Below are 23,423 nucleotides of genomic sequence, written 5' to 3' on the forward strand. Positions count from 1 at the left end.
TGGGGACGCTGCTCGTACCCGACCAGCTGGTCGACCGTACGAAGGCACGCGTCCACGTTCTACATCGAGACCTGGGCGGACGGCGTGGTCCCGAACGTGGTGCACCTGGGCTTCGCCGACCCGTACTGGCCCCGCGGCGGTCAGCCCTCATGGCGGCGCGCGAAGGGCTGGGAGGCGGTGGACGGCGGCACGCTGGTGGTCGTCGAGGGCCCCTGCTTCTCCACCCGCGCCGAATCGCGCTGGCACGCGGCGATGGGCTGGTCGGTGGTCGGGATGACGGGACACCCCGAGGCCGTGCTCGCCCGTGAACTGGGGCTCTTGCTACACCACGATGACGCTGGTGACGGACCTGGACGCGGGCGCGGAGGCGGGCGAGGGCGTCTCCCACGAAGAGGTGCTCAAGGTGTTCGCGGACAATGTCTCCTGCTGCGTTCGGTGCTCTTCGAGGCGGTCGCCGAGCTGCCCGCGGAGGCGGACCGCGACTGCGCGTGCCCACGCGCTCGACGGGATCGACACGGGGATCGAGCTGCCGTAGGGTGGTCGTGGGCGGCTCGGGTGGCGGTTGAACCGTCTCCGGGTGACCGTTGCGGTTTCCGGACCGCCCCACAGGGTGAGGGAGTTTTCCCATCGCCCGAGTCGTCCACAGGGCTCAGCGGGAAACGCGCGGGTGGTGGATCAGAGTGGTGTCCGCCGGTCCTCTCCGGACTGACACCACACTTCGGTTCCTCCGATTTCCCGTTCGCTGAACTCCCTGACCGCAGGCGGTGTTTGCCATGTCTCGTACGGCTCTCCCTCTCCCTCCCGCTCTTCCTCTCCCTCTCTCGGCGTCCCGCGGCCCCACCCTCCCGCCCCACCGCCGCCCCGCGGGTGCCGCCCTTCCCCTCCCGCTGCGGGTGCGCGGGGGCAGTGGGCACCGGCTGCGGAGGGCGGTGTGGCGGCAGCGGCGGGCGATGGCGGCGGGGCTGGCGCTGACGGCTGCCGCGCTGGGCCGCCTCGGGGCTCGGCGGGGGCGGGAGCGTGGGGGCTAATGACGGGGCCGGCGGCGGGCACGGGGTGCGGAGGCGACCGGTGCGGGCGGCGGAGCGGGCCTCGCCGCAGGACCGGCTGGTGTCCGCGCCCGTCCGACTGCCGACGCGGAGACCGTCCGGCTGCTGCGGCCGGGAGACCGGGTCGATGTGGTCGTGCTGCCGGCACCGCGGGGGCCGACGGCCGGGTGCTCGCCGAGGGGGCACGGGTGGACCGGGTGCCGTCGGCGCCGGCCGGGGCATCGGTGGAGAGCGGGGCGCTGATCGTGTTGTCGGTGCCGCGGTCGACGGCGGCCCTGACCGGGGGCGGGAACGTCTGCCGGACTTGCGGTGATCCTGTGTTGATTCGTACTGACGAACCATCACGTCACCTGACATCAGCCGTGAATGGGGTGGATCCTCTTGTGCTGCCGTAAGTTGCGGAACAGTTTGCTCCCTTACGGCACACACGAAGGACGGCCCCCGCGTGAGCGAGAAGAAAAAGGTCAGTCTGCTGGACGGCTTCAAGGCCTTCCGATGCGCGGCAACGTGATCGATCTGGCGATCGCCGTCGTCGGCGCCGCGTTCACGAACATCGTGAACGCGATCGTGAAAAGGCCATCAATCCTGCCTGTCGGCGCGTTCGGCAGCAAGGACCTGGAGAGCTACAGCTCCTGCCTCAAGGGCCCCTGTTGACGGACCCCAAGACGGGCGAGGTGACCGAGGGCATCCGGATCCTGTGGGGTTCGGTGCTCAGCGCCACCCTCAGCTTCCTGATCACCGCCGCCGTCGTCTACTTCCTGATGGTGCTCCCGATGGCGAAGTACCTCGCCAGGCGGCCGCCATGCAGGCGGCGAAGGAGGGCGTGCAGGAGACGATGGAGGTGAGCGAGCTGGAGGTCCTCAAGGAGATCCGCGACGCACTGGTCGCGCAGCGCCCGGCGGCAGCGGAACGAGCGGAAGCGGCAGCAGCAGCAACGACGGCCTGCTCCGCGGGGGCCTTGGCGAGGACCCGGGTCGGCCGGCAGGCGGACTAGCTGTTCTGTCCACGGAGGTTGGTGACAGTTTCACGGTGGGGTGATTCCGAACGAGTGAGGGCCTTCCGGGTTCGGTGTGGATTGCGACATCTACACGGAACGATCAGAAGGCCCTCATGCCCCACCGTAATGCACCCCTGACCGAGACCGGACGCCTGCGTCTGGCCCGCTGCGTCGTCGAGAACGGCTGGCCCCCTGCGGCGGGCCGCCGGCCGCTTCCAGGTCTCACCCACCACGGCTCAACGGTGGCCCGCTGCTACCGCGCCGGGCGAGGCGGGCATGGCCGACCGGTCCTCGCGCCCGCACCGCAGTCCACGCCGGACACCACCGGCCCGCACCGAGCGCCGGATCATCAAGGTCCGTGTACTGCGCCGATGGGGACCGGCCCGCATCGCCTACCTGGCTAGATCCGCCACCGTCCACCGCGTCCTGATCCGTTACCGCCTCGCCCGCCTGGCCCATCTGGACCGTGGCACGGGCCGTGTCATACGCCGCTACGAACGCGAGAAGCCCGGCGAACTGGTGCACGTGGACATCAAGAAGCTCGGCAACATCCCGACGGCGGCGGCCACAAGACCCTTCGGACGCACGGCCGGCAGCAAGACCCGCTCCGGCGTCGGCTACAGCTACATCCACAACGCCATCGACGACCACTCCTGCCTCGCCTACAGCGAGATCCTCACCGATGAGAAGAAGGAAACCGCCGTCGGCTTCGGCAACGCGCTCACGCCTTCTTCGCCCGGGCCGGGATCAGCGTCGAACGCGTACTGACCGACAACGGCGCCTGCTACGTCTCCACCTCTGGCGCAACACCCTTGTCCAGCAGGCGAAAACGAGCCAAACCCAACGACGCCGCAGGCTCGCCCCCGGACTCTTCGGAAACTTCACCACACAACCCGAAATAGCCCGTAAAGAAGCGTCACACTTAACCGCAGAGAACAACGGGATTACTCCACAAAGCTAGTCGCGCTCCTGCTAAGATTCACTTACAGGTAATCAACCGAGGTCACACTTTGCGCACCGCTCTGAAATTCAAAGCAATCGGGGTAAGTGCTCTGGCTGCTACGGCAGCGATTTCCTTCGCTACACCCTCGTTTGCAGGAACAGGGACGAACTGCAGCGCCACTTACAAGACGGGATGCATCAGCCTCTACTATAACAGCGAGTACGCGAATGGGAAATTCTCCGTTTGGGATCAAAAACATTCCCGACCTTGCCGGTTATAAGTTTGGAGGCGGAAGCGCCGGTTCAGGCCAAGCCGTAAAGAATAATGCAGCGTCGGCAAAGTTTTTCGGAACTAAAGACACTACCATCGGCTGGAATTACGTCAAGATACACTTCAACAGTAACTACGGCGGTCCGTGTGACATGATAATGGAATCACGGCGCACCCAAGCTTAATCGCCACGTACAACGAGAACGCTTCAATCGTTTTTGACTACGAAACTAAGTGCCACCTGTTCTAGTCCGCTGCAGAGGAAGGGCGCTTCGGTGAAAGGAAGCGCCCATCCCCTCTATAGCTCTTTATGCAGAGATTTTACCAACACGCTTACCGGGTTTCCCCGTGGGGACACGTGCTTCGCTCGAGAAATTTGCATGACATGCATGTCATGCAATTCGCCGAGCTCCTTCAAATGATTTTTATCATTCTTTCCTGGATCTTAACCTCCACTGAAAACCAAGTGGCTAGAACATTACCCTTCTTGCATTCCACATCCGCTACAGCCGTAGCGACCTCTAAATTCCTGTGAGGCTCGCTCCGCATGAACCTCTTATCCTCCAGCGCCTTCAGTGGAGACGTATACAAATAACCCCGGTTCTTCATGCACGTCGACCACGATTTAAAAGAGCTGAAGCGGCGCACGAAAAACGCGAAAGCGTTTCACGATAAATGCGAAAACAAGGTTACACAAACCCTGGACAAGGGTTAAACACCCAAATCTGATAACTGAACGAAGCATACCGAAAACGCCGCGGAGACATGACGCGGAGTGACTGCGTCACTCCCAAGGGGGCCGCGCCGCGGCGCGGCGCCAGGTGAAGTGGTCCCGGCTGGCAGTCACCTGCGGTGACTGCGGGGCCGGTCCCGGTTGTTCCGGGTCTACGGCCGTTCTGGGGTGCCGGCCTCTCCGCCTGCTCCCCTAACAGTGAGTCATAATCCCTGTTCAAAAGGCTAATCAGCCGCTGATCCCGGGCTGTGACTTTCCCTCCGGCCCTGCGGGCCTCCGGTCACCGGGTTCGCGCTCCCGGGCTCCCGGGCAGTGACACATGCCTCCGGAACTGACCCGGCGTCAAGCCCAACCGCACCCCTGACCATCCATCACACGTAGCCATGAACCTCATACCTGAAGTCCGAGAGAATGGTCTACACCATCAAGGAAAGCAATAAACAAAACTTATATCGAGAAGAATTTCACCCTGAAATCCAATCTGCACAATCCTGAAACCGAAAGACGCACCAACGAGAAGGGGGTGCGGAGCCGACGCGGAATCCTCAAAAGCACCCGCATGCAGAAACAGAAAAGGGTGCGCCGGGGCCGATGCCGAATCCGCAAATCCGCCCGCATGCAGAAACAGAAAAAGGGTCCGACACACAATCAGTGCCCCGGACCCTTTTGAATCCCGTTCAACCGCTCATGCCCTCCCGTGCCTCGGTGTCAACACGCTGGCCAGGACGACCTGGTCGCCGTGGAAGTCCCGCGCCGACGGCCACGAGCACCAGGACCACGTCCTCATGGCGGGCCCAGGCGCCGCTGCGGCCTCGGGCATCCGCGCACAGCAGCAGAGCTCCTGCGCCTTCCGGTGAGGGCGCCCGGTCGGGTGCCCTCACCGGAAGGCTGCTTGTCTGGCCAACCTCCAAGTCCCCTGCTCTCAGGGGCAATGCGTGGTGGATCTAATCGTCTAATGTGCCCACATGGCTGCTGCTCGACCACTTGTTTCCCGCGCTACCCGCAACGCCGTGCGCCGGCTGATGAGCACCTTGTACGTCGCGGCGATCGCGGAGTACTGGGAGAACGAGAACTTCGCGCGGAGTGAGACCTTCACGCCTCGCGAAGGCGGAGTCCGCAAGCAGACCTACGACGCGTACGAAGCCTCGGTTGACTGGACCGACGAGGGCCATGCGCGCCGTGCTCTGCGCGTCTTCGAGAGTCTGCTGCGGAGGCTGGATCGCGACATCAGGAACTTCGGTGCTGACGGTCTGGACCCGACCGAACTCGATGAGCTTCGTGAGGCGTTGGAACGCGACGGATACCTCCTGGACGGGGAGCTGCGTGTGCGGCCTGCTCCCGTGACCGGGGATCCAGGACGGCTGGCCGCGGTGCCTGACGACGCGCGGAACATCACTCAGGTCACCCGCAGACGGCTCTTCAAGCACTTGGCGAAGAGAGGGGTGCAGTGGTTCGGCGATCTCGACGAGATCGACTTCCTGAACCGGCTCTACGACCTCCATCTCCTCCCCAGCACCGACATGAGGTTCACGGACGCGGAAGACGACATCAGGCAGCACCGATACAACAACTACGACTGGGAAGACGACTGGATCTACCTCGATGAGCGCTTCGGGCTCTGCGACGGCCCGGATGCCGTGCTCCTGAAGTTCCTGTCGGAGATGCTCCATCCCGAGGTTCGATCTGATGATGCCGAGGCAGCCGCAGTCGCCGAGTTAGTGGACGAGATGGTGCGCCGCGATGGGTACGCGTTCACACCCGTGGCCGACATCAGCGGCTATCCCATCTACGGCGCGCGCCCCCAGACCAGCCACGCTGGCAGCCTCGCAAATGAGGGCGCCCAGGCTTCGGGTCCACTCCTGCAGGCCAAGCATGTCGGGGCGCCTGCGACGCCTGATCAGCACGGGATTGAGGGTGGCGCTGGCGAGGACACTCTGGCCGGGGACCTGCCGGTGCTCTCCGAGGGCTCTTACGCAGCCGTGCAAAGCGCAGCCCGGGGGCACCGCAAGGACTACGCGCTGGACCGGGTGCGCATGGAGATAGGCGGGCAGGCAGAGGTCTTCGGCGCTACGCACAAGGCCACCGGTGTTCGTGTCGCCTTCAAGCGCCGCCTTTCGCAGCGGGAGACTCCAGCAGCGCGCATGCGGCGCGAGATCGACGTCGCCCAGATCCTCAACGCGCACCCGAATTACGTGCCGATCCTTGACGCCAACCCTGCTGAGGGCTGGCTGGTCATGCCGATGGCACAGGGGACCGCCGCAGCCAATCGGGAGCAGCTGAAGGACCCAGGAGCTCTCCGGGAGCTGGTGGACGCCCTGCTCAGCGTGTTAGAGGCCGCGCATGGTGGGGATTGGCTTCACCGGGACGTAAAGCCCTCCAACATCCTTCTGCTCGACGGACGGTGGCGCCTGGGCGACTGGGGCGTCGTGCGCCGGCCCCGTGGACAGACAACCTCGGACCGCACACGCGCGGAAGTCGGCACCGATGGGTTTGCTGCGCCAGAGTTGTTCATCGACGCCCACGAGTCCACGCCGGCTGCTGACATCTATGGCGTCGGTCGTGTCATCGCCTGGGCCCTGGCCGAGGGGCATCCCGTGATGCAACGGCGTCTGCTGCCCGCGGCCGGGCCGTGGAGGGACATCGTCCGCGCGACGACGGCCCAAGACCCGAACCGTCGCCCGCAGACCGCTGCTGACCTCCGCCAGCTGATGCACGAGAAGCTGACCGGCCCGGTACAGTCTCCGGCAGAGCAAGGCGAGCACCTGCTCGCCGCAGCCCTCAGCGGAGGCACCGAGGCCGTGGATGCCTTTCTCACCTTCACCGCCGACCACCCGGACGCACCCGATCTGTACGTCGGCACGCTGACGCAGCTGAAGCCCGAAACAGCGGCCGAGGGCCTCATCCGCCTCCCGGCCGAGGCCGAGCTGCTCATCGAGGCGCTGAGTGCTCATGCCGTGGACCGGCAGCTTCGTGCCCGGCAGGACGAGATCCATCGAGCTGTGCTCTGGCTACAGCGTGTCTCTGCCTTCGCCGCCTCCGCCGGCTCATGGGACCTGATGGACGAAGCAGCTCGCGCGATGTGTGTATGGGACGGTGCCTGGAGTCCGGTTCGAGCGCGCGACACCGTCGCTTCGTGGCTGCTCACCCTGCGCGGCGAGGCCGCTGTCCTCATGGCGTCAGCCCTGGAAGACCACCCCCGCTGCGCGATCCGCTACCGCTCTTTACTCAACGAACCGGCCTTGGCCCTACAGATCCGTTCGGCCATGAGAAAAGGGACCCACTAGCCAGATAGCCACTCCGCTGCTCGAGGGCTACTTACCCGGGCCTGCGCGCAGGGCTTTGCGCAGGCCCATACGGCCGGGTCGGTGGCGTAGTAGTCGACCAGCTCGGCACACAGGTCCGGCAGGGTGCGCAGGTCGGGCGGCTCCCAACAGGAGCGGCAGTCATGCGCGGTGTTCCTTCCGGGCCGGGCTCAGGTCGGGGGTAATCAAGTCAGTTGTTTCCCAAAGAAGTTGGGACTTGATGTACTTGACTGCTCAGAGGACCAGGACGGCGCGTAGCGCCTGGTCGGCGCGGGCCATCGCGGCGAGGTCGACGGTGCCGCTCGCTGCGAGCGGAGCTGTTGGAGGTTCACCGTGACGGCGGTGGAGCCGATCGGGTCGCTGGATGACAACCGACATCGCGGTGTCGGGGTAGTAGTGCCCATCGCTCCTGGCTCCTGCCGTCTGCTCAGGCGCCGATGCCGACGGAGGAGACGTAGGCGTAGGCGGCGTAGTCACTGTCGAGGTCGGTGATGATGTCGTCCCAGATTTCGTCCATCAGGCCGGCGTCCTGGGCGGCCCAGGCGTCGACCAGGTCGGCCCAGACGTATCGGACGGTGATCGAGCGTTCGGTGACGTTCGACCGCGCGCGGCTTTGAGGGACGGCGGACTGGTCGACGGGGTAGATCTCCATGCGGCGGCCTTGGCCGTCGTTGTCGAGGTGGCGCTTGAGCGAGCCGGAGCGGATCAGGTTCTCGCGGCGGCGGACCCAGTACGCACTGTCGAGGCGCTCCAAGTTGGCTTTGGAGGGGCGGGACTTGCCGTTGAACCACGAGCGCATGGCGCGGTCACTGACGCCTTGGGCGCGGAGCTCGGCGCGGCCGGCCTTGCTGTCGAGGTAGCGGATGCGGGCCCTCTGGCCGCGAGTCGAGGTGATGGGCGAGGAAAAGCCGGACTCGTAGACGATGCGGTTGAGTTCCAGGATCAGGGCCTCGCCGCCCTTCATCCCGCGCGTATCGAATTTCTTCCAGTCGCCCCAGCGTGCCCACAAGTCTGGCGACCCGGCCACTATCGCTTACCCCCGAGCGTGTAGAGCTTCTTTTCCTTGACCTGGTTCAGGTCGCGACCCTCCGCGAAAACCGGGCGCCAGTCCCCCGCAATGTGGAGTTCGTCCGTTCCGGAGATTTCCACCACCGTCAACCCCGCCCCGTGTGCCTTATAGGCCTTGCGCCACAGGTTCGTGAATGCCTTGGCGCGGATGATGTGCATCCAGTCCGGGCGGCGAATATCCGTATTCGCACTGGACTCGCCGATCGTGGACACGAACTTAGAGTACATGGATTTCACGTACTCCACGGCGACTTCATCGCCATCCGCGACAGCGGTTTTACGGGCCTGGGCCAGAGCACGGCGCAGCTTTTCCAGAAGGCTTTCCGTGCCGCCGGACAACAGGGCCCGGTGGATCACGGGCGCTTCGCACAGGTCCCACTGCGCGCAGTCGAGCAGGAGACGCACCAGGGAGTCAGGAACCCACAGCGGCCCGGGCTCCTGCCGGTTCCCCAGCGGGTTGGGCAGGTTGGCGTGTGTCCACTCAGCCGGGGTGATCTGGTAGACACCGGACTTTCTCGGCTCGTGCACGCCCGTCGTGTCTTCCACCAGCTTTCCGACCGGGAGCCAGCACTTGAACGCGGACAGGTAGGCCGCATTCATGTCCAGGGCGGTCACCTCGATCTGCTCGCCCTTCTTCGCCGCGTCGAAAGCGGTCTTGTTCCGCCACTTCGGGCGGCCCTCCCAAATGTCGTCCGCACCCTTCTGGGACTTCTTCCGCAGAATGTCGTCCGTGGGCGGGAACTTGGAGTGCGCGTAACGGCCACCGACCCGGGAGCGCTCGAACAACGCCATCACATCCGGGATCGCACGCTTAATGAGAGCCGCCTGCGCCGCCTCGACGTCTCCCTGATGCTCGTTCAGGACGTCCCGCACGCGGGCGTGGATCTGATCGACCAGCGACCCCGAGGCATAGCCCGGCACCCGAGCGACCGAGGCTGTCGGCTGCCTGCCCTCCAGCTCGGGTGCGGGTGCCGGCACAGCAGGCGCCGCAGTCGGAGCCGACTGGTCGACGGCGCCCCCCGTGGCCGCCACCGCCGAGGCAAGCTCCGGCGCGGGCACCTGCTGGACGGGCTCACGCGCCACAGAGGCAGCCGAGGCCACGACGACGTCCGGGCCGACAGCCGCGGACTCGGGCTGCGCGTCGCCGGGGTTCGGCGCCGCAGACTCCACGGGTGCCGTAGGTGTAGCCGCGGGCGCAACGAAGTCCACGTCGGACTCTACGAGGCCCTGTTGCGACTCTTCCGAACCCGGCAGGACTGACTCCCCCGGGCCGGCGGGCGTGAACTCCTCCTCCCGGTGCTCGCCTTCGGCGTAATCGGCCAGCGGCGCGAGCGGCGCAGCCGCGTCCAAGGCCTCGGCGCATTCCTCGCTCGTCAGGTGCTGCCACATGCCCTCCACCGCCTCCGTGGCAGGCTCACCACACAACACACACGGCCCACCCAAAGCCTCACCGCGCGGCATTGGCGCGTGACTTCGCGTGGACTCTGCGGGCGGCACAGCAAGCGGAAGCGAGGCCTGCGCGGCACCACCGTCGCGGTCCGCGGACAGAGCTGTCACAGCGTGCGTCGGACCGGCCAGCAGATCCAGCACCCCCAGCCCGTAATGCGCCGCCAGACGGTCCACATCATCCAGAGTCCAGTGCTGCTTACCCGACTGCTTACGCGACACCTGCGCCTGCGCCTGACCCAACGCAACCGCAAGATCCCCCTGCCGCTCACCCACGCGACTCATCAACGCCGACACCGTCAGCCTCAACAGTTCCTCAGTACCCAGCGACATACATGACACACTAACATTTTCAATACTGAAATCGCATCAGAAATGCGTTTTCTATCGAGGTTGAGGTCATGTCTCCAAGCAGGAGGCGGCGCGTCGCCGGTAAGTCGGGCGGGGAGTGCGTTGGTGGCCTGCTCGCCCTGCCCACCAACGTGCCAGCGAGACGCCTGGGCGTCCGCGCCCAGTTGGGCGATGACGTCCAACGCCGTGAGGAGACGCCGCCACATGCCGTGCCGGGCGTGCGCACGTCCTACGCGTCCTAGAGGACGCCTGTTGCCATCGCCCGGTCCCGTAGCGTTCGCAGGCTGACGCGTTCTCCTGTCGCGTCCTCGACATGCCACTCATTCATGCCCTGGCAGGTCTTGGTGCCTCGAACTACGGCGCCGGCTTCGTCTACCCGGCCGTAAGGGGTACCGCCGGTTGCCGTGAGGACGATGCCGCCGTCTTCGTCGATGGCCGCCCAGTGGTCGACGGAGCGGTAAGTGAGCACGATCTGCGTGCCTGCCTTCAGGACATCGGCGTCGAGCATCCTGGCAACGTCCGTGCGGCGACGTCTGGCGCCCGCCTTGCGCCGCGTCTGCGTCTGCGTCTGCGTCTGCGTCTGCGTCTGCGTCTGCGTCTGGCGAACTTGCTGAACCGGCTCTTCAGCACCCTCATCCTGCGTCTGTTCCGCGCGTGGGAATCCAAGGCGTTCCGGGTCCCAGATACCGTGGAACAGACGCAGGTACAGCTCCTGGCGGGTCTGGACGACGGAGGTCATCGACTCGCGCGGCCCGAACGATCGCAGCAGTCTGTCGAGCTGGTGCGTCTTGATGAACTCGCGTAGCAGGGGGTTACGGCGGTCGTATCCGGGGGCGATGACGCCCAGGAGGACGTTGCTCCGTGCGTACAGCGGAGCCTTCTCATGCAGCGGCAGGTCGTTGATGCTGGAGTTCTCGCGGCCTGCCAGCAGGCCGAGGCCGCCGAGCTGATTGCGGCGACTACGGAAGACCACTGGGTCCGGGATTTCGCTTGCCACCCGGTGATGGTGGTTGGCCCACAGATGCTCGATGTGGAACCTGTCCCGGTCGAGGAAGGCGAGCACGTCAGGCGAACGCTGGCACGACTCCTCCACGAACGCGGCGGCCCTGGCCAGCAAATACCGGATCTGATGCGCGTTGTTGCCACGCAGCCCGAGCGTGACCGCTTCGCTGATCGACAGACCGTCTCGCTGGATGAGGTCGCCCAGGGCGGAGGCGACGTCGGCGGGCGTGCGGCAGGTGCGCAGCAGCGGAACGAGGGTGTGGTGGACGAGCGTGTCGGCGTCGGCGGACTGCACGGGTAGGTCGTGCAGGACCCGCAGGGTGTACCAGCGGTCCATGTAGGCGGCTACCAGGCGGCCCTTGTCCTTCGCGTCGGACGGGCGGTCGTCGGGGTCGATGACGGCGACGATGGCCGCAGTCTGGGCTCCCAGTCCGTTGCGCTCGTTGAAGAACACCGCCTCGAGCCGGTCGTCGGTTTTGGGGTGGCGGCTTGCTGCGAGGATCGGACGGAACAGGCGCGCCGACTTCAGCAGATCCTGGACGAACTGGAGGAAGTTCTCAGGGCGGCCTTTCACCAGGCCGAGGTACTGGGACTGCTGGCGTACCCAGACGTTGAGGTTGTTCTCGATCTGGCGGCGGTCGTTGTCCCGGTCGGTGCGGGCGTATCGTGCCAGAAGGAAGGCTTTGATGAACCGGGATACCGCTCCCGCATCCTCCCGGTCCGTTGCCAGTTCCCGCAGCATCTCCTGCCACTGAACGTTGAGCTGGTCCTCTCCTGCTCCGACATTGGACAGCAGGTGGCTCTTGAGGAGGTCGACCGCGGTGAGACGGGCGCCGCGGTCGTTCATCGTCTCGAACATCCGGTAGCCGTGGTCGGAGTTGGCCGCCCGGATCCCGACCAGGATCACCCGGTCCAACAGCCACTCGGTGAACCGATGGAGACTCTCGGCATCAAGATCTTCCGCGAGCTGGGCTTCGACCTGCTGGCTGCGGGCCCACAGGTTGCGTCGGGAGAGGGAGTCGCCCGGCACGGGTTCGTAGGCGCGTCCCTCGCTGACCGCGCGCAGGACCGGCTCGTGATCGCTGATGCCGACAGAGAACTGGCCGCGGTCAGTGATGATCACGCGGTTGAGCCGGTCAGTGATTCTGCGGTGCTCTGGGGCCTGTGCCATCAGGCGGAGTTGGACAAGGACCAGGTGCAGCGTGACGAATCGCTGTTGGCCGTCGACTAGGCAGCGCCTGTTCCGTGACTGCTCGTAGTAGACGAACGGGCCCAGGAAGTACTGCGGAGCGGTCCCGGGGCGGCGTATGAATGCAGGGTTCGCCGACCAGTCCTTGAACGAATCACACAAGTCCCTTAACAGGACGCGTACTTCTCCCTCGCCCCAGGTGTAGTCACGCTGGTAGTAGTCGACCTCGTAGGTCACTTCACGAAACAGCTCCCGCAGGCTCAACCCCTGGGACTTGATCTCGTCTACACCCATGTTGCCGCCCCCAGCCCGATCTCCGCTGCTCGCCCATGGTCCCAACCCAGCGCCGAGCAGTACAGACAGCGTGCAGCTCAGCCATCCACAACTCGCTCACCGGCAGTGGGCCGCCCAAGAAGTCGGTCACCGATCGCCGTCCCGGAGCCAGGGCTCGAAGCGCGAGCCGGTGGGGGTATCTGCTCCAGCTCGGCAACAGCTGTACCGACGGCACGAAGCGCCACCCCACGTCCCCTCACCGGGCGGGCCGACGCTCCACTGGTGGTTGTGGGCGTCTTTGAACCGGGCCTCGACCAGAGTGGGCTGGGGCGCGCCGGCGACACAGCGGACAGCTTCGCAGCGCCAGAACACCATGCTCACGGCTTGGCATCTCGACTTCCAGGCGAGCAGCCGATTCCGGCCCGCTGCCTGCGCCAGGTGGGGGGCAGGGGGCCTTCGTGTCCGGGTTAGGCCGGGGACGCGGCGGCTGGCGGTCGAGGGTCGGGCAGTTCTCGGAGGGCCAGGAGGAGGATGGTGATCGGCTGGTCGCAGTGCTGGTGCATTGCAGCAGGTCGCCGTGGGCTCCAACGGGTTGTGGACGCAATGTTGTTGGCAGGGTATGGACCGTGGCAGCGGGAGTTGGACCGGTCGCGCGAGCGGTTTCACACCGAGGCGGGGCCCTGTGCCCTCGTCGCGGGTCTGGCCAGTTGCCAGTCGGCGTCCTGGCGGCAGAGACCGGCAAACCGTCGGCAGTACGGCTCCTCACTTTGTCGCAATTCCGCTGTCTTTACCCGCGCCAGGCACATCCCTGGGCCGCTGAGCAGCACACCATAGACCGGGGATGCTTGTGTTCGGCCTGGCTGCGGTGGCCTGATCATTACCTGCGCAGGACAGATCGCTCTTGTGGGCGCTGCCGGCTGTCAGACCCGGCCGCAAGGATGCGGGGCTATGAGTCTGACGTCCTCGCTCGCTGATCCCGCCTCGCCCCTGTCCCGCTTCCTCGCCGACCATCTGCCGCGGCCCCAGGGGCTGTTACCCGACTTACGCAGGCGGCTGGCCCCCTTTCCAGCCCCCGTCAAACCGGAATCCGAAGGGGTGCGCCCGGACTACGCCCTCATCGGCCACTCCATCGACCACCGGCTGCGCATCAGCCTGGGCGCGCCCACCGGCGGGCCCATCGCCTGCGGTGTCGATCTGGCCCGCATCGACGACGACGGCTGGCCGAGTCGGGAGGTGACCCTCGCCGTTCAGGCAGCCGGCCATGACCTGCTGGCCGAACTACGCAGCTACGACAAACGCGAAGGCGTGCCGCTGGCACTGGCCGGTGAGGCGGAGGACCGGCTGGTCCGCCTGTGCCACGTCGCATCCGGCTTCGAAACGATCTACCGGCTGGGCGGCTTCGTACGCGGCAACAGCCTGGGCCGATGCGCGCCCGATGCCGGCCTCGAGGACCTGCTGGCAGCGGTGCCCGCCACCGTGGTGGACGATGTCCGGCGCCAGATGATGCTGGCCGCGGACCCCGGCCCGTTCCCCGCCCTGCGGGAACTGCCCTCCGGGCAGCGGATCTGCGGTCCCGTCTTCGAGGGCGGCGCGGACGCGGACGGCGCGGACGCGGACGGCGCGGACGCGGACGGCGCGGACGCGGACGGCGCGGACGCGGACGGCGCGGACGCGGACGGCGCGGACGCGGACGGCGCGGACGCGGACGGCGCGGACGCGGACGGCGCGGACGCGGACGGCGCGGACGCGGACGGCGCGGACGCGGACGGCGCGGACGCGGACGGCGCGGACGCGGACGGCGCGGACGCGGACGGCGCGGACGCGGACGGCGCGGACGCGGACGGCGCGGACGCGGACTTCATCCTGGGCGGCTGCCTCATCGACTGCAAGGCCACCATCCGGCCCGAGCAACTGGGGCGCGCCGCGCTGTATCAGCTCGCCGGCTACCTCCTGCTCGACTACCACGACACCTACCGCATCCGCCGCACCGGCCTCTACCTCTCCCGGCAAGGCGCCCTCATCGACTGGGACATCGACGAGTTCCTGCGACTGCTCGGGGCGCGTGTGCCCCTGCCCGACCTGAGGGCTGCCTGCCACCAGGCCCTGACCGGCACGGCTGTGGCCAACACGGCCCGGGACACCACACCCGCCGAACCCTGCCCGCCACCACCACCGCGGGCCCCGCTCCCCCGGCCACGCCATCAACACCCCATCCAGGAAACCCTCTTCGACTGACCCGACCACTCGAGCACGCAGGCAGACCGGCGCCGGCCCGGGCAGCACTGTTGACCATCACACGGCTGGCCGCCGGCCCCACAGCGCTACCGGCCCCGGTGCCGACGCCGTGGCTGTCTTCGGATCCGATGTCGTATCGGCCCCGCCCTACGAGAGAAAGGCCCCTCAGCCATGCTGATTTCCCCTGCAACAGCCCAGCAGATACTCGCCGACCTCACCGGCAGCAGTGCCGTCCCCGCCGCGTGCGAGGGCCTGTCGCGTTACTGGTTCCAGGAGAACAACCACGTCATGATCGGCGAGGTAGCCGTGCGCGGCTACAAACACAAAGGCGCGTGGCGGGTCGACGACCGCGACATCCGGCGCGCCGCCCATGCGCTGGCCCAGCTCGATCTCCGTCCGGAGCGCACCGTGCCCGTCACCCTGCCCCGGCAACGACGGCGGGAGGTGAGTCTGCTGCACGACTGGCGGGCCCGACTGCTGGACTGGATCGAGCAAGCGCAAGATCTGCACCAGCACAACCACAGCTGCGGTTGCAGCGACTTCGTGTGCCGCAAGCCGCTCAATGAACGCATCGCGGTCGAGGACCTGACGGATCCCTTACTCCTCGAAGCTCTGCTGGCACGCCCTCGTCCGCCCGCGCTGGCCGGCACCCGCCCCTTCCCTCTGCTGTCCTGGTCAGGAACGAACTGGCTGCTCCCTGACGCCTATGCGGCCATGCTCACACGCGCCGAGACCACTGCCTCGGATCTCACAGTGAACGCAGCGGCATGTACACGGTGCGGTGTACACGGGGACTGGCCGCGCAGCTCGACCTCGAGCGGGTTCGTCACCCTCTGCCCGGCCTGCGCCCAGGCCGTCTACCAGGTCTACAGCGGGCATCTGGCAGGCGTGTTCTACGCATCGCTGTCACCCAGAACCCGAGCCGACGCCTACCTGTGCTGCCTGTGCACCCAGCCACGGCGCGCCTACTACTGGGACCACTGCCACGAACCCGGACACGGGAAGGTCCGCGGACCGGTCTGCGCCGGCTGCAACACACTCGAAGGCGGCGGATGGCACTACCTCCAGCACCCCGAAGCCGTACCCCACCTGCTGCGCTGCACAGACTGCCGACGCAAGAACACCCTGCCCGCACGGCACCGCGCCACCCTCGTCCGCGACCTCCACGGGGCCTTCCCCGTGATCGTGGACACCGGTTGTCATGCGGCGGTGGCCAGCGTAGTTGATCGATGCTCGTAGGTGATCGGGCTGATCTGGCCGAGGCGGGAGTGCCGTCGGCGGGTGTTGTAGCGGGTCGCCCAGCGGAAGACCGCGAGGCGGGCCTCACGCGCCCCGTTCCACCGCTTCCGCCCCTGTAGCGTCTCGCGCTTCATGGTCGCGTTCAGACTCTCCGCGGCGGCGTTGTCCGCACTCGTGCCGACCGCGCCGCGCGATCTGGTCACGCCCAGCTCCGAGCAGACCTGGGCGAACTCCTTCGACACATATTGCGCCCCGTTGTCGCTGTGAAATATCGCCCCGCGCAGACCGTCCCCGCCGCGGGCCCTCGCTGCGGCCCTGAGCGCGTCGGTGACCAGCGAGGTCCGCATGTGGTCGGCGATCGACCAGCCCGCCAGGCGTTTCGAGCACAGGTCCAACACCGTTGCCAGATAAAGAAATTGGCCGTTGCCGATCGGGAGATAGGTGATGTCGCCCACGTACTTGGTGTTCGGCACCTGGGCAGCAAAGTCCCGCTGGAGCAGGTCCGGCACCGGTGTCGCCGACGGCTCGGGAATGGTGGTGCGGACCTTCTTGCGCAGGTGCAGCCCGACGATGTGGAACTTGCGCATGACGCGCTCGACCCGCTTGTGATTGACCGGCCTCCCGGCATCCTTCAGCTCGGCGGTGACGCGCGGAACCCCATAGGTGCCGTCCGATTCCTGATGGATCCGGTTGATGTGCTCGGCGAGCTCGGCATCCGCCCTCGCCCGGCCGGCCCGCGCCGATGCGCCAGCCAGCCACCGGTAGAAGCCGGACCGCGAGACCGCGAGTATCCGGCACAGCCGCTTGACGCCGAAGGCGCCACGGTGATCCTCGACGAACTGGAAGCGGCTGCTCACCAGCTGGTCTCGGCCGCAAAATACTTCGCGGCCCTCCGCAGGATCTCCCGCTCGAGCTCGAGTTCCTTCACCCGCGCCCGCAGCTGCCGGTTCTCCTTCTCCATCGCGGTGGCCTCCACCGCCCCGGGCCGGGCGGCCTGCCCGGCATCCCGCACCCACGTGCGCAGCGTCTCGTGGTTGACGCCCAGGTCCTTGGCCACCGACGCGTATGTCCCACCCGGGCTCGAGTGGTACAGCGCGACGGCATCGGCCCGGAACTCAGGCGAGTACTTCGACGTCCCCAACGGGAACTCCTGTCCTATGGATCATCACGATCCAATGATCAGGGTGTCCACGCTCAAGGGGAAACGCCCCACACCCCCGATCCGCACAAGAGCTGCACCAGCAAACCCCACAAAGAATTCGCCCGAACCGAACCAGACGGATCCGTAACGATCCACCTCACCTGCTACCCCTGCCCCGACGGACCGATCCGCTGGAAGCAGCTCGTACCTGCCGCTGAAGTGGACCGCATCGTCAAGGATTTCCTACAGAACACATCAGACGATCCCAAGTGAAGAGCTGGCCCGCTCCACGGGAGCGGGCCAGCCCACGCGCAGACCAGGTCTCCCGTGCCCTCTGGATAGACCTGTTCGGGGACGCTGCTGTCGGGGGTGTACAAGCACGTCAGAGGAAGGTGCTTCAGTGCTGTTTCGTCTGGCGCCAGATGTTCTGATGAGCCTGGTAGAGCTTCTGCAAGGCACCGGACGGTCTCTCGGGCCAGACGGTTTTGATCTGCCGTTCTCCCCAGCAGAAGGTGACGATCGCACGGCCGGCCGCATACTGCCGAAGAAGGTCGGCGCGTAGATACAGCAGGCCGCCCGAGAAGCCGGGAGGGGCTGCGAAGGACCGTGCGGCGCGGGTGCCGGAGGGTTCGGATTGGTCGAAGCCCGCCGGAAGGGCACGCAGGTCGAAAGCTTGTGAGAACAGTCGGCTGGGGACATAGGCAGTCGCCTGGTTCTGGCTGCTGTGATGGGATTCCCAGGTGAAGTGGTGGGCCAGCCGCTCGAAGCGGAGTTCCGGTCTGTCGTAGCGCAGCGTGTCGCTGTACAGGTCCTGGACGGCCAGTCCCGGCTCGGGTGCAGCGAATCGGGTATGCCAGGGGATCTCGCCGGCGAAGACGTAGTACTCGGCGGGCAGGTCGATCATGTCCCGGCCCGGGTGGGCCATGGCATCGAATGCACCCAGAAGTTCGGTCAGGTTCTCCTGGTCGACGAGGACGGTGTTGAAGAGGCCGAATGTGTCGCGTCCGGTGGTCACGTCCTCGGTGTCGATCTCTGCGTGCACGAGGAGCCACGGGCCTTCGTCCTCGTCGAGCCGGGCTGGTGCAAGAAAGTCGTCCGGTACCTTGACGATTCCGTGGCGCAGCCATTCGAGATCGTCGGCCGGTGTCCGGGGCGCCCACGTGATGAGAGGTACTGGGAGAGGGCGCGGAGGTTGCGGGAAGGTTGGGTCAATGTCTACTTCGAGGTCCTCGGGTGGCTGACCTCGGTCGGCCAGCATGCCCGCCATGATGTGGAAGCCGATCCAGCCGTACTTCTTGCCATAACGTTCGATCCTGCCAGTGGAGTTGTGGCGTTGCCGGGACGCTCCTGAGGTGATGCGGCGCTCCACCTCGTCGAACAGTTCGGGGCGCCAGCCCAGCGCATAGACAACGCCGAGGACGACGGCGGTAGCTTCCTGGTGCCCGGCATGGGAGTCGTCGTAGTTCCTGCGGTCTCGAAATAGACGCCCAAGGGTGTAGTTACCGAAGTCCATGTTGATCGTCCGGCTGACGTCTTCCCGGCACGGATCGCCCTCGGGTAGCGGTGCGATCGCCGATGCTGCGGCAAAGGTCACGGGCCGTTCGGACGCTGCGGGAACCGCGGCGGGATAGCGGTAGTGGGCAAGGTCGAACATTGAGGAAACGTAGTACCGGGTCAGCGCATGAAAGGTTGGGTGGGTCGCCTCGGACCCGGTGAAGGCGTTCAGCAGCCCTGCCAGGTAGTCCGGCAAGGCGGCTTCCAGGTCCGGGTCGTGTAGAGGGGAAGCCGTCGCGACGCCATAGCATGCAGCGACCATGCGTTCGCCGACGTAGGCATCGTTGACAGTGATCGCTTCCAGGGCCAGGGCGAACAGCCCGCTTGCGTCGTGCCGGCCGTACCAATACAGGGCGGCCGTGGCGTAGTCGCGGAGGTCTCGGTCGGTGGTCGTGAGCGTCCACATCAGCCACCGGGCTCGCAGCCGGTCGGATTCGGCGCGGTGCGGATGTTCGCTCCAGCGTGTGGCCAAGGCGGTTACGTCGGCAAGGAGGCGGCGGCTATTAGCGCGCTGCCACTCACTCCAGCGAAGGTCGCGGTCGGCGACTGTCCGGTCGCGCAGGATCCGGTCGAGGAAGTGCGCGTTGAGAGGGTGCCCCGGGGCTGCGCGGGCGGTGTAGAGCCGCTGGAGGATGTCGTTTCGTCCACGGAGGTCGTCGATGTGTGTGGCGATTGCCTCCACCGTGGCGGAGTCGAGTTGGGCTGCTTCGAGCCGAGCGGCATGCAGGAGAGCACGCAGGCGGAGCGGCTCGGCGACGGCCTGCCACAGTTGCGTGGTGCCGACGCGGGGCATGACGCCTGCCAGGGCTTGGAAGATGTCGGTGGCAAGTGGGTGCCGTTCGTCTGGCTTGCCGTTGAAGCGTGCCGTGGCAGTGTCCGCACTCAGGAGCTGGGCGATGCCACTTCCGTAAGCGCGCACGAGACTGGTGGCGATAACGTGCCCAGCCATCAGATCGTAGACGAACGACCAGGTAGCTCCGCCCGCGCCGTCGGGGTGGCGCAGGAGGACGCCTTCGTGTTCGAGGGCAGCGAGAAGGCTCTCCTGCCAGCGGCGGTTGGTGTCCTGGCACAGCTGCCTCGCCCGAGTGTCGGGAAGGCCGCGTGCCCGGTCCTCCCACAGGGCGTTGCCCAGAGAGTCGAGTGCCTGGTTGACGTCGTTGGGGTGGATGGACGGGGTGAGTTCATAGACGCGGCGGGCGGTAGAGGTGAGGTACTCACTGAAAATTCCGGTGAGGGAGCTGGGCAGGCCTGCGGCGCTGACGGGTTGCTTGCGGTCCCGGTTGGCCACGGTGCAATAGATCTTCAGTGTCAGCGGGTGGCTAAGGAGTTCGTGCGGCAGGTCGGCGCCATCGGACTCGATCTTGTAGTGGGCGAAGTAGCGGGCGATGGCCTCGTCGAGGCCATCATCGAATCCATCGAGCTCGAGGATGTCGTTCACCCCGGCGGGGATTGTGTCGTCGAGGAACGCCTCGCGAACCGTGCACACCACGAGCACGGACGGGTATCGCTTGAGGGTCACCTGCAGACTGCTCAGCAACGACGTCCACAGTGTGGGGGTTTCAGCCTCGTTCAGACCGTCGATGACGACGGGCAGGCGGCATCCGGCTCGCTGAGCCGCCGCGTCGACAGCGGCGAGGAGTTCCTCGAAGGAGGCCAGGGGCTTGCCAGCTACTTTGATCTGACCCGCGAGATCGTCGAGGTTCTGGCGGGCGCTCAGGTGTCTGCCGTAGAGCAGAATGCCGGCGGGGCGCTCCGCTGTCGGCGCGGTGAGCGTTGCGGACAGTTGTGTCTTGCCGAATCCGGCGTCGCCGGTGACGACCGCGAGCCGGGTCGAGAGGTGATCGGTGACGTGGTGGGCGAGGGCGACGGCGTCGCGGATGTGGGCGATCAGGTTGGTCAGCGGCAGGGCGGCTGCGTGCCCCAGGGCCCGCAGCCTCCGGAGCGCGGTGGCCTGCGCGGCGGGTGCCTGGGGCACGGTGCGGTCTGTGGCGCCGAGCAGCGGGGAGGGCTGGCTGTTGCGGATTTGCTGGTGTGCCTCGTGCAGGAGTTCGGCGACATCGCGTCCCGTGGCGACGATCGCCGCGGTCTCCTCGGTAAGAGGGGCCGGCAAAGTGGTGGCCGCGTCGTCGAAGGCTGCTGCGAAGCGGGAGATGTTGCGGTCGGCGTCGCCCAGGTCGTCCCACGCGTCGGGTTCGGCGAGCATCCGCCGAAGCCGGTGCTCGGCAGCTGATGTTTGATGCACCTCGGGGATCCAGCGTTCGCCGGCCTCGGCAGCGGCCCGCGCGTGCTGTTCGGCGAGACGCTCAGGGGTCAGGATGAGGGAGCCGAAGTAGGAATCGCGGAGCAAAACGGCATCGCCGATGAGCAGGTGGCCGAGTTCGACCTCTGTGGCCAGGTGCAGCTTCATCTGGGTGGGCAGGCCGCGGAACCATTCCTGGTCACCGGCGGTGAGGGTGTGCCGGGTCCAGAGCACGAAGTCGGTGATGCCCGGAAAGTGCTTTTCGGTCTTCCTGAGGGAGTCCTCGACGTCGCGTCGGCGGCCAACGCCGATGGCGCGGCCTGGCTGGAGGTCCCACCATTTGGTCTGCCATCCGAAGCAGCGGCCGGGATCGCCGAGCGGGCATCCGGGCTGGTCGATGTCGAGGTGGAACTCGACTCCGGGCTGCTGGGCCAGGGCAATGAAGCGGCCGTAACGGGCGTGTGCGTGGGTGATGGCGCCCCGGCACAGCAGTTCGAAGTTGTCCCGGGGGCTGCCGGGCAGCGCCGTGAACTTGTCCCAGTCCAGCGGGGTCATCGGATCGTCGCCTTCACTCGCCCCGGCCATGACCGGTGTCGGGGTAGTCGTGCGCGGAGTACACCTCGACGCGGGCGCCCTTGTCGATAAGGACTTTCAGCAGTGCCTGCACGTCGGTCTCATCGGTGGTCACCACGATGGAGTCACCGTTGCGACGCATGGTGAGGTCGTAGAGGAACTGCTCGAGTTCGCGCGGCCCGATGCTATGGATGTTGAGGTCGCTGAGCAGTTTCAGGACCTCGTCGCTGTAGCGGTCGTTCGGCTCGCCGACGGTGAGGCGGCCGGCTTCTTCCTCCGCTTGCAGAGCCGTCGTCAGCTTCTTAATGACAGTGTGGGTTCGTTCGGCGGTGGTGACGTCCTTGAACCGGCCGATCATGACGAGGTTCATGGAGTGCTCGGTGCCGTACCCGGACCAGATCTTCATGCGGCATCTTTCTGTTGCAGACGGTCGAGCGCGGCGAGGAATCCGCGATCGTCGACCGGTTCGCCGATCGAGTGGTAGGAGGTGCGCCGCAGTGTTCCGGTGGCGTCGAGGTGGGCGTAGGCGCGAAGCCCGGTTTCGCGGGGCAGCGGCCGGGCGAGGGGCAGCGGTCCGGTGTCGCCCTCGGCGATTGTCAGTAGTACCGGCCCCCGGTACGCGGCGGCCCACCGGTGCAGGGCAGCGATGATCTGCGGGCCGCTGCCCTGGCGGCCGCGCGCCGGACGCTCGGGCAGCAGCAGGAGTTCTGCTGCCCCGGTCGAGGCGGCCAGGTCGGCGACGGCGTCGAGATCCGGGAGAGTATGAGCGTTGACGACGCAGTTGAGCCCGAACCGGAACGTCTGCCCGATCCAGGTGAGCCGCTGTACAAGGTCGGAGAAGGGGCGGCCGCGCAGCTTCTCGTAGGTGGTGCCGACGCCGTCGACGCTGACACGGACGAAGTTGACCACTCCGGCCAGGGCGTCGATCAACTGGGGTGTGAAGCGGTGGGCATGCGTGGTCATCGTCACCGCGAGGCCGGTGTGTTCAGCAGCGTGGCGGCACACCTGGGGAAGGCGGCGGTAGAGGGTGGGTTCTCCGCCGCCGAACCCGACACCCAGGCAGCCCGCCGCGTCCAGTTCGTCGATCCATGCGCACAGCCGGGCAGCATCCAGCACGGCGGCGGTTTTGGGCGCGTAGCAGAATGGGCAGGCCAGGTCACAGGCATTGGTCAGGGCGATCGACACCTGACGCGGAGCACGGGCCCACTGCACCCTGGGCACGTCGACCTCATCGAGGAGCACGTTCAAGCCGGTGCGACGGTCGAAGAGATGCACGCCGTCGGGGCCATCACGACGTTTCACCCGCAGCCCCACATCCCACTCACGTCTTCTCGATTCACGTTCCTCATCAAATAATTACAGAACGCGCCAGCGCCCGTCACCCGATTCCTCACAGTTCACGGCAGCTTCCCGGCGCACCATGGGGACGGGCCAAGGGGCGCGTTTCGTCGCTTAAGGGCAAGAGCCTGCAGCCCGTGGGCAGCCAGCACCATCCGCAACCACACGCACCGACAGCTGACCGGTGCGCCAGAGAGCAGCATCAGCCGCGCCGCTACGGCACGCTCAGGACTGCGCACGCCTTGGAGGCAATCCGGGAGGCGCGCCGTGCAAAGACGGCCACGGCGGGCTCCGCGGCCGGTGCGTTGGGCTCACCGCGAGACCAGCCACACGAGCAACCCGGTCATGATGGTGCTGCCGGCCGCGTACGCGGCGCCGCGGAGCATGGCGAAGCCTGCGGCATGCAGCAGGCGGCGTCGGGTTCGGCGAACAGGTCGTGGCATGAATCCTCCTACGTGTGAGGGGAGTTGAGAAGGTCGCACCC

12 protein-coding genes and 3 pseudogenes are annotated in these 23,423 nt (G+C 66.7%); 6 read left to right on the forward strand and 9 right to left on the reverse strand.

Annotated features, from left to right (window positions below; genetic code table 11):
• From OG456_RS49945 to OG456_RS49960, 4 genes and pseudogenes are all read left to right on the forward strand, one after another.
• Window positions 1-535 (forward strand): annotated as a pseudogene (locus OG456_RS49945) (5'-methylthioadenosine phosphorylase); the annotation flags it as partial.
• Window positions 536-1,491: 956 nt separating this feature from the next.
• Window positions 1,492-2,084 (forward strand): annotated as a pseudogene (locus tag OG456_RS49950) (MscL family protein).
• Between the two features lie 72 nt (window positions 2,085-2,156).
• A pseudogene (locus OG456_RS49955) lies at window positions 2,157-2,837 on the forward strand (leucine zipper domain-containing protein); the annotation flags it as partial.
• A gap of 2,117 nt (window positions 2,838-4,954) precedes the next feature.
• Window positions 4,955-7,273: a serine/threonine protein kinase gene (locus OG456_RS49960; protein ID WP_266571821.1), complete on the forward strand. Its 2,319-nt coding sequence runs from the start codon at window positions 4,955-4,957 to the stop codon at window positions 7,271-7,273.
• Between the two features lie 252 nt (window positions 7,274-7,525).
• Here OG456_RS49960 and OG456_RS49965 read toward each other — a convergent pair whose 3' ends face one another.
• The 4 genes from OG456_RS49965 to OG456_RS49980 form a co-directional block, all read right to left on the reverse strand.
• Window positions 7,526-7,669 (reverse strand): hypothetical protein, encoded by a 144-nt coding sequence (locus OG456_RS49965; RefSeq protein ID WP_266571822.1) that lies wholly within the window; start codon window positions 7,667-7,669, stop codon window positions 7,526-7,528.
• 49 nt (window positions 7,670-7,718) lie between these two features.
• Entirely contained in the window at window positions 7,719-8,255 is a 537-nt protein-coding gene (locus OG456_RS49970) for a hypothetical protein (protein WP_266571823.1), read from the reverse strand.
• Between the two features lie 62 nt (window positions 8,256-8,317).
• Window positions 8,318-10,138, reverse strand: coding sequence for an acyltransferase (locus OG456_RS49975; protein ID WP_266571824.1), 1,821 nt, complete (start codon window positions 10,136-10,138; stop codon window positions 8,318-8,320).
• Window positions 10,139-10,394: 256 nt separating this feature from the next.
• Entirely contained in the window at window positions 10,395-12,641 is a 2,247-nt protein-coding gene (locus tag OG456_RS49980; protein ID WP_266571825.1) for a DUF262 domain-containing protein, read from the reverse strand.
• Window positions 12,642-13,568: 927 nt separating this feature from the next.
• Between OG456_RS49980 and OG456_RS49985 the strand changes: the two genes are divergently transcribed.
• Together OG456_RS49985 and OG456_RS49990 are read left to right on the forward strand one after the other, a co-directional pair.
• Window positions 13,569-14,855, forward strand: coding sequence for a pentapeptide repeat-containing protein (locus tag OG456_RS49985; protein ID WP_266571826.1), 1,287 nt, complete (start codon window positions 13,569-13,571; stop codon window positions 14,853-14,855).
• Between the two features lie 171 nt (window positions 14,856-15,026).
• Window positions 15,027-16,094, forward strand: a complete 1,068-nt coding sequence (locus tag OG456_RS49990; protein WP_266571827.1) for an endonuclease domain-containing protein — start codon at window positions 15,027-15,029, stop codon at window positions 16,092-16,094.
• Here OG456_RS49990 and OG456_RS49995 read toward each other — a convergent pair.
• The 5 genes from OG456_RS49995 to OG456_RS50015 all read right to left on the reverse strand — a co-directional run bounded on the left by OG456_RS49995 (window position 16,055) and on the right by OG456_RS50015 (window position 23,382).
• A protein-coding gene (locus OG456_RS49995; RefSeq protein WP_266568492.1) for an IS3 family transposase occupies window positions 16,055-17,235 on the reverse strand; the annotation gives its coding sequence in 2 pieces (ribosomal slippage) (window positions 16,055-16,968 and window positions 16,968-17,235; 1,182 coding nt in all). The two genes, OG456_RS49990 and OG456_RS49995, sit on opposite strands and share 40 nt — an antisense overlap.
• A 397-nt stretch (window positions 17,236-17,632) precedes the next feature.
• A complete protein-coding gene (locus tag OG456_RS50000; RefSeq protein ID WP_266571828.1) occupies window positions 17,633-21,583 on the reverse strand; it encodes a hypothetical protein in 3,951 nt (1,316 codons plus the stop codon).
• A gap of 13 nt (window positions 21,584-21,596) precedes the next feature.
• On the reverse strand, window positions 21,597-22,007 hold the full coding sequence (locus tag OG456_RS50005; RefSeq protein ID WP_266571829.1) for a DUF6375 family protein: 411 nt from the start codon (window positions 22,005-22,007) through the stop codon (window positions 21,597-21,599).
• Window positions 22,004-22,903 (reverse strand): radical SAM protein, encoded by a 900-nt coding sequence (locus OG456_RS50010; RefSeq protein WP_266571831.1) that lies wholly within the window; start codon window positions 22,901-22,903, stop codon window positions 22,004-22,006. Before OG456_RS50010 ends, OG456_RS50005 begins: the two co-directional genes overlap by 4 nt.
• Window positions 22,904-23,250: 347 nt before the next feature.
• A complete protein-coding gene (locus OG456_RS50015) occupies window positions 23,251-23,382 on the reverse strand; it encodes a hypothetical protein (protein ID WP_266571832.1) in 132 nt (43 codons plus the stop codon).
• Window positions 23,383-23,423 lie beyond the last annotated feature (41 nt).

The sequence above is a fragment of the Streptomyces sp. NBC_01446 genome, assembly GCF_026340095.1.
GTDB lineage: Bacteria > Actinomycetota > Actinomycetes > Streptomycetales > Streptomycetaceae > Streptomyces > Streptomyces aureus.

Excerpts from the sequence above, each read along its gene's own strand:
- OG456_RS49960 (WP_266571821.1), top strand. The coding sequence starts at position 4,955 with ATGGCTGCTGCTCGACCACTTGTTTCCCGCGCTACCCGCAACGCCGTG.
- OG456_RS49965 (WP_266571822.1), bottom strand. The coding sequence starts at position 7,669 with ATGTCGGTTGTCATCCAGCGACCCGATCGGCTCCACCGCCGTCACGGT.
- OG456_RS49970 (WP_266571823.1), bottom strand. The coding sequence starts at position 8,255 with ATGAAGGGCGGCGAGGCCCTGATCCTGGAACTCAACCGCATCGTCTAC.
- OG456_RS49975 (WP_266571824.1), bottom strand. The coding sequence starts at position 10,138 with ATGTCGCTGGGTACTGAGGAACTGTTGAGGCTGACGGTGTCGGCGTTG.
- OG456_RS49980 (WP_266571825.1), bottom strand. The coding sequence starts at position 12,641 with ATGGGTGTAGACGAGATCAAGTCCCAGGGGTTGAGCCTGCGGGAGCTG.
- OG456_RS49985 (WP_266571826.1), top strand. The coding sequence starts at position 13,569 with ATGAGTCTGACGTCCTCGCTCGCTGATCCCGCCTCGCCCCTGTCCCGC.
- OG456_RS49990 (WP_266571827.1), top strand. The coding sequence starts at position 15,027 with ATGCTGATTTCCCCTGCAACAGCCCAGCAGATACTCGCCGACCTCACC.
- OG456_RS50000 (WP_266571828.1), bottom strand. The coding sequence starts at position 21,583 with ATGACCCCGCTGGACTGGGACAAGTTCACGGCGCTGCCCGGCAGCCCC.
- OG456_RS50005 (WP_266571829.1), bottom strand. The coding sequence starts at position 22,007 with ATGAAGATCTGGTCCGGGTACGGCACCGAGCACTCCATGAACCTCGTC.
- OG456_RS50015 (WP_266571832.1), bottom strand. The coding sequence starts at position 23,382 with ATGCCACGACCTGTTCGCCGAACCCGACGCCGCCTGCTGCATGCCGCA.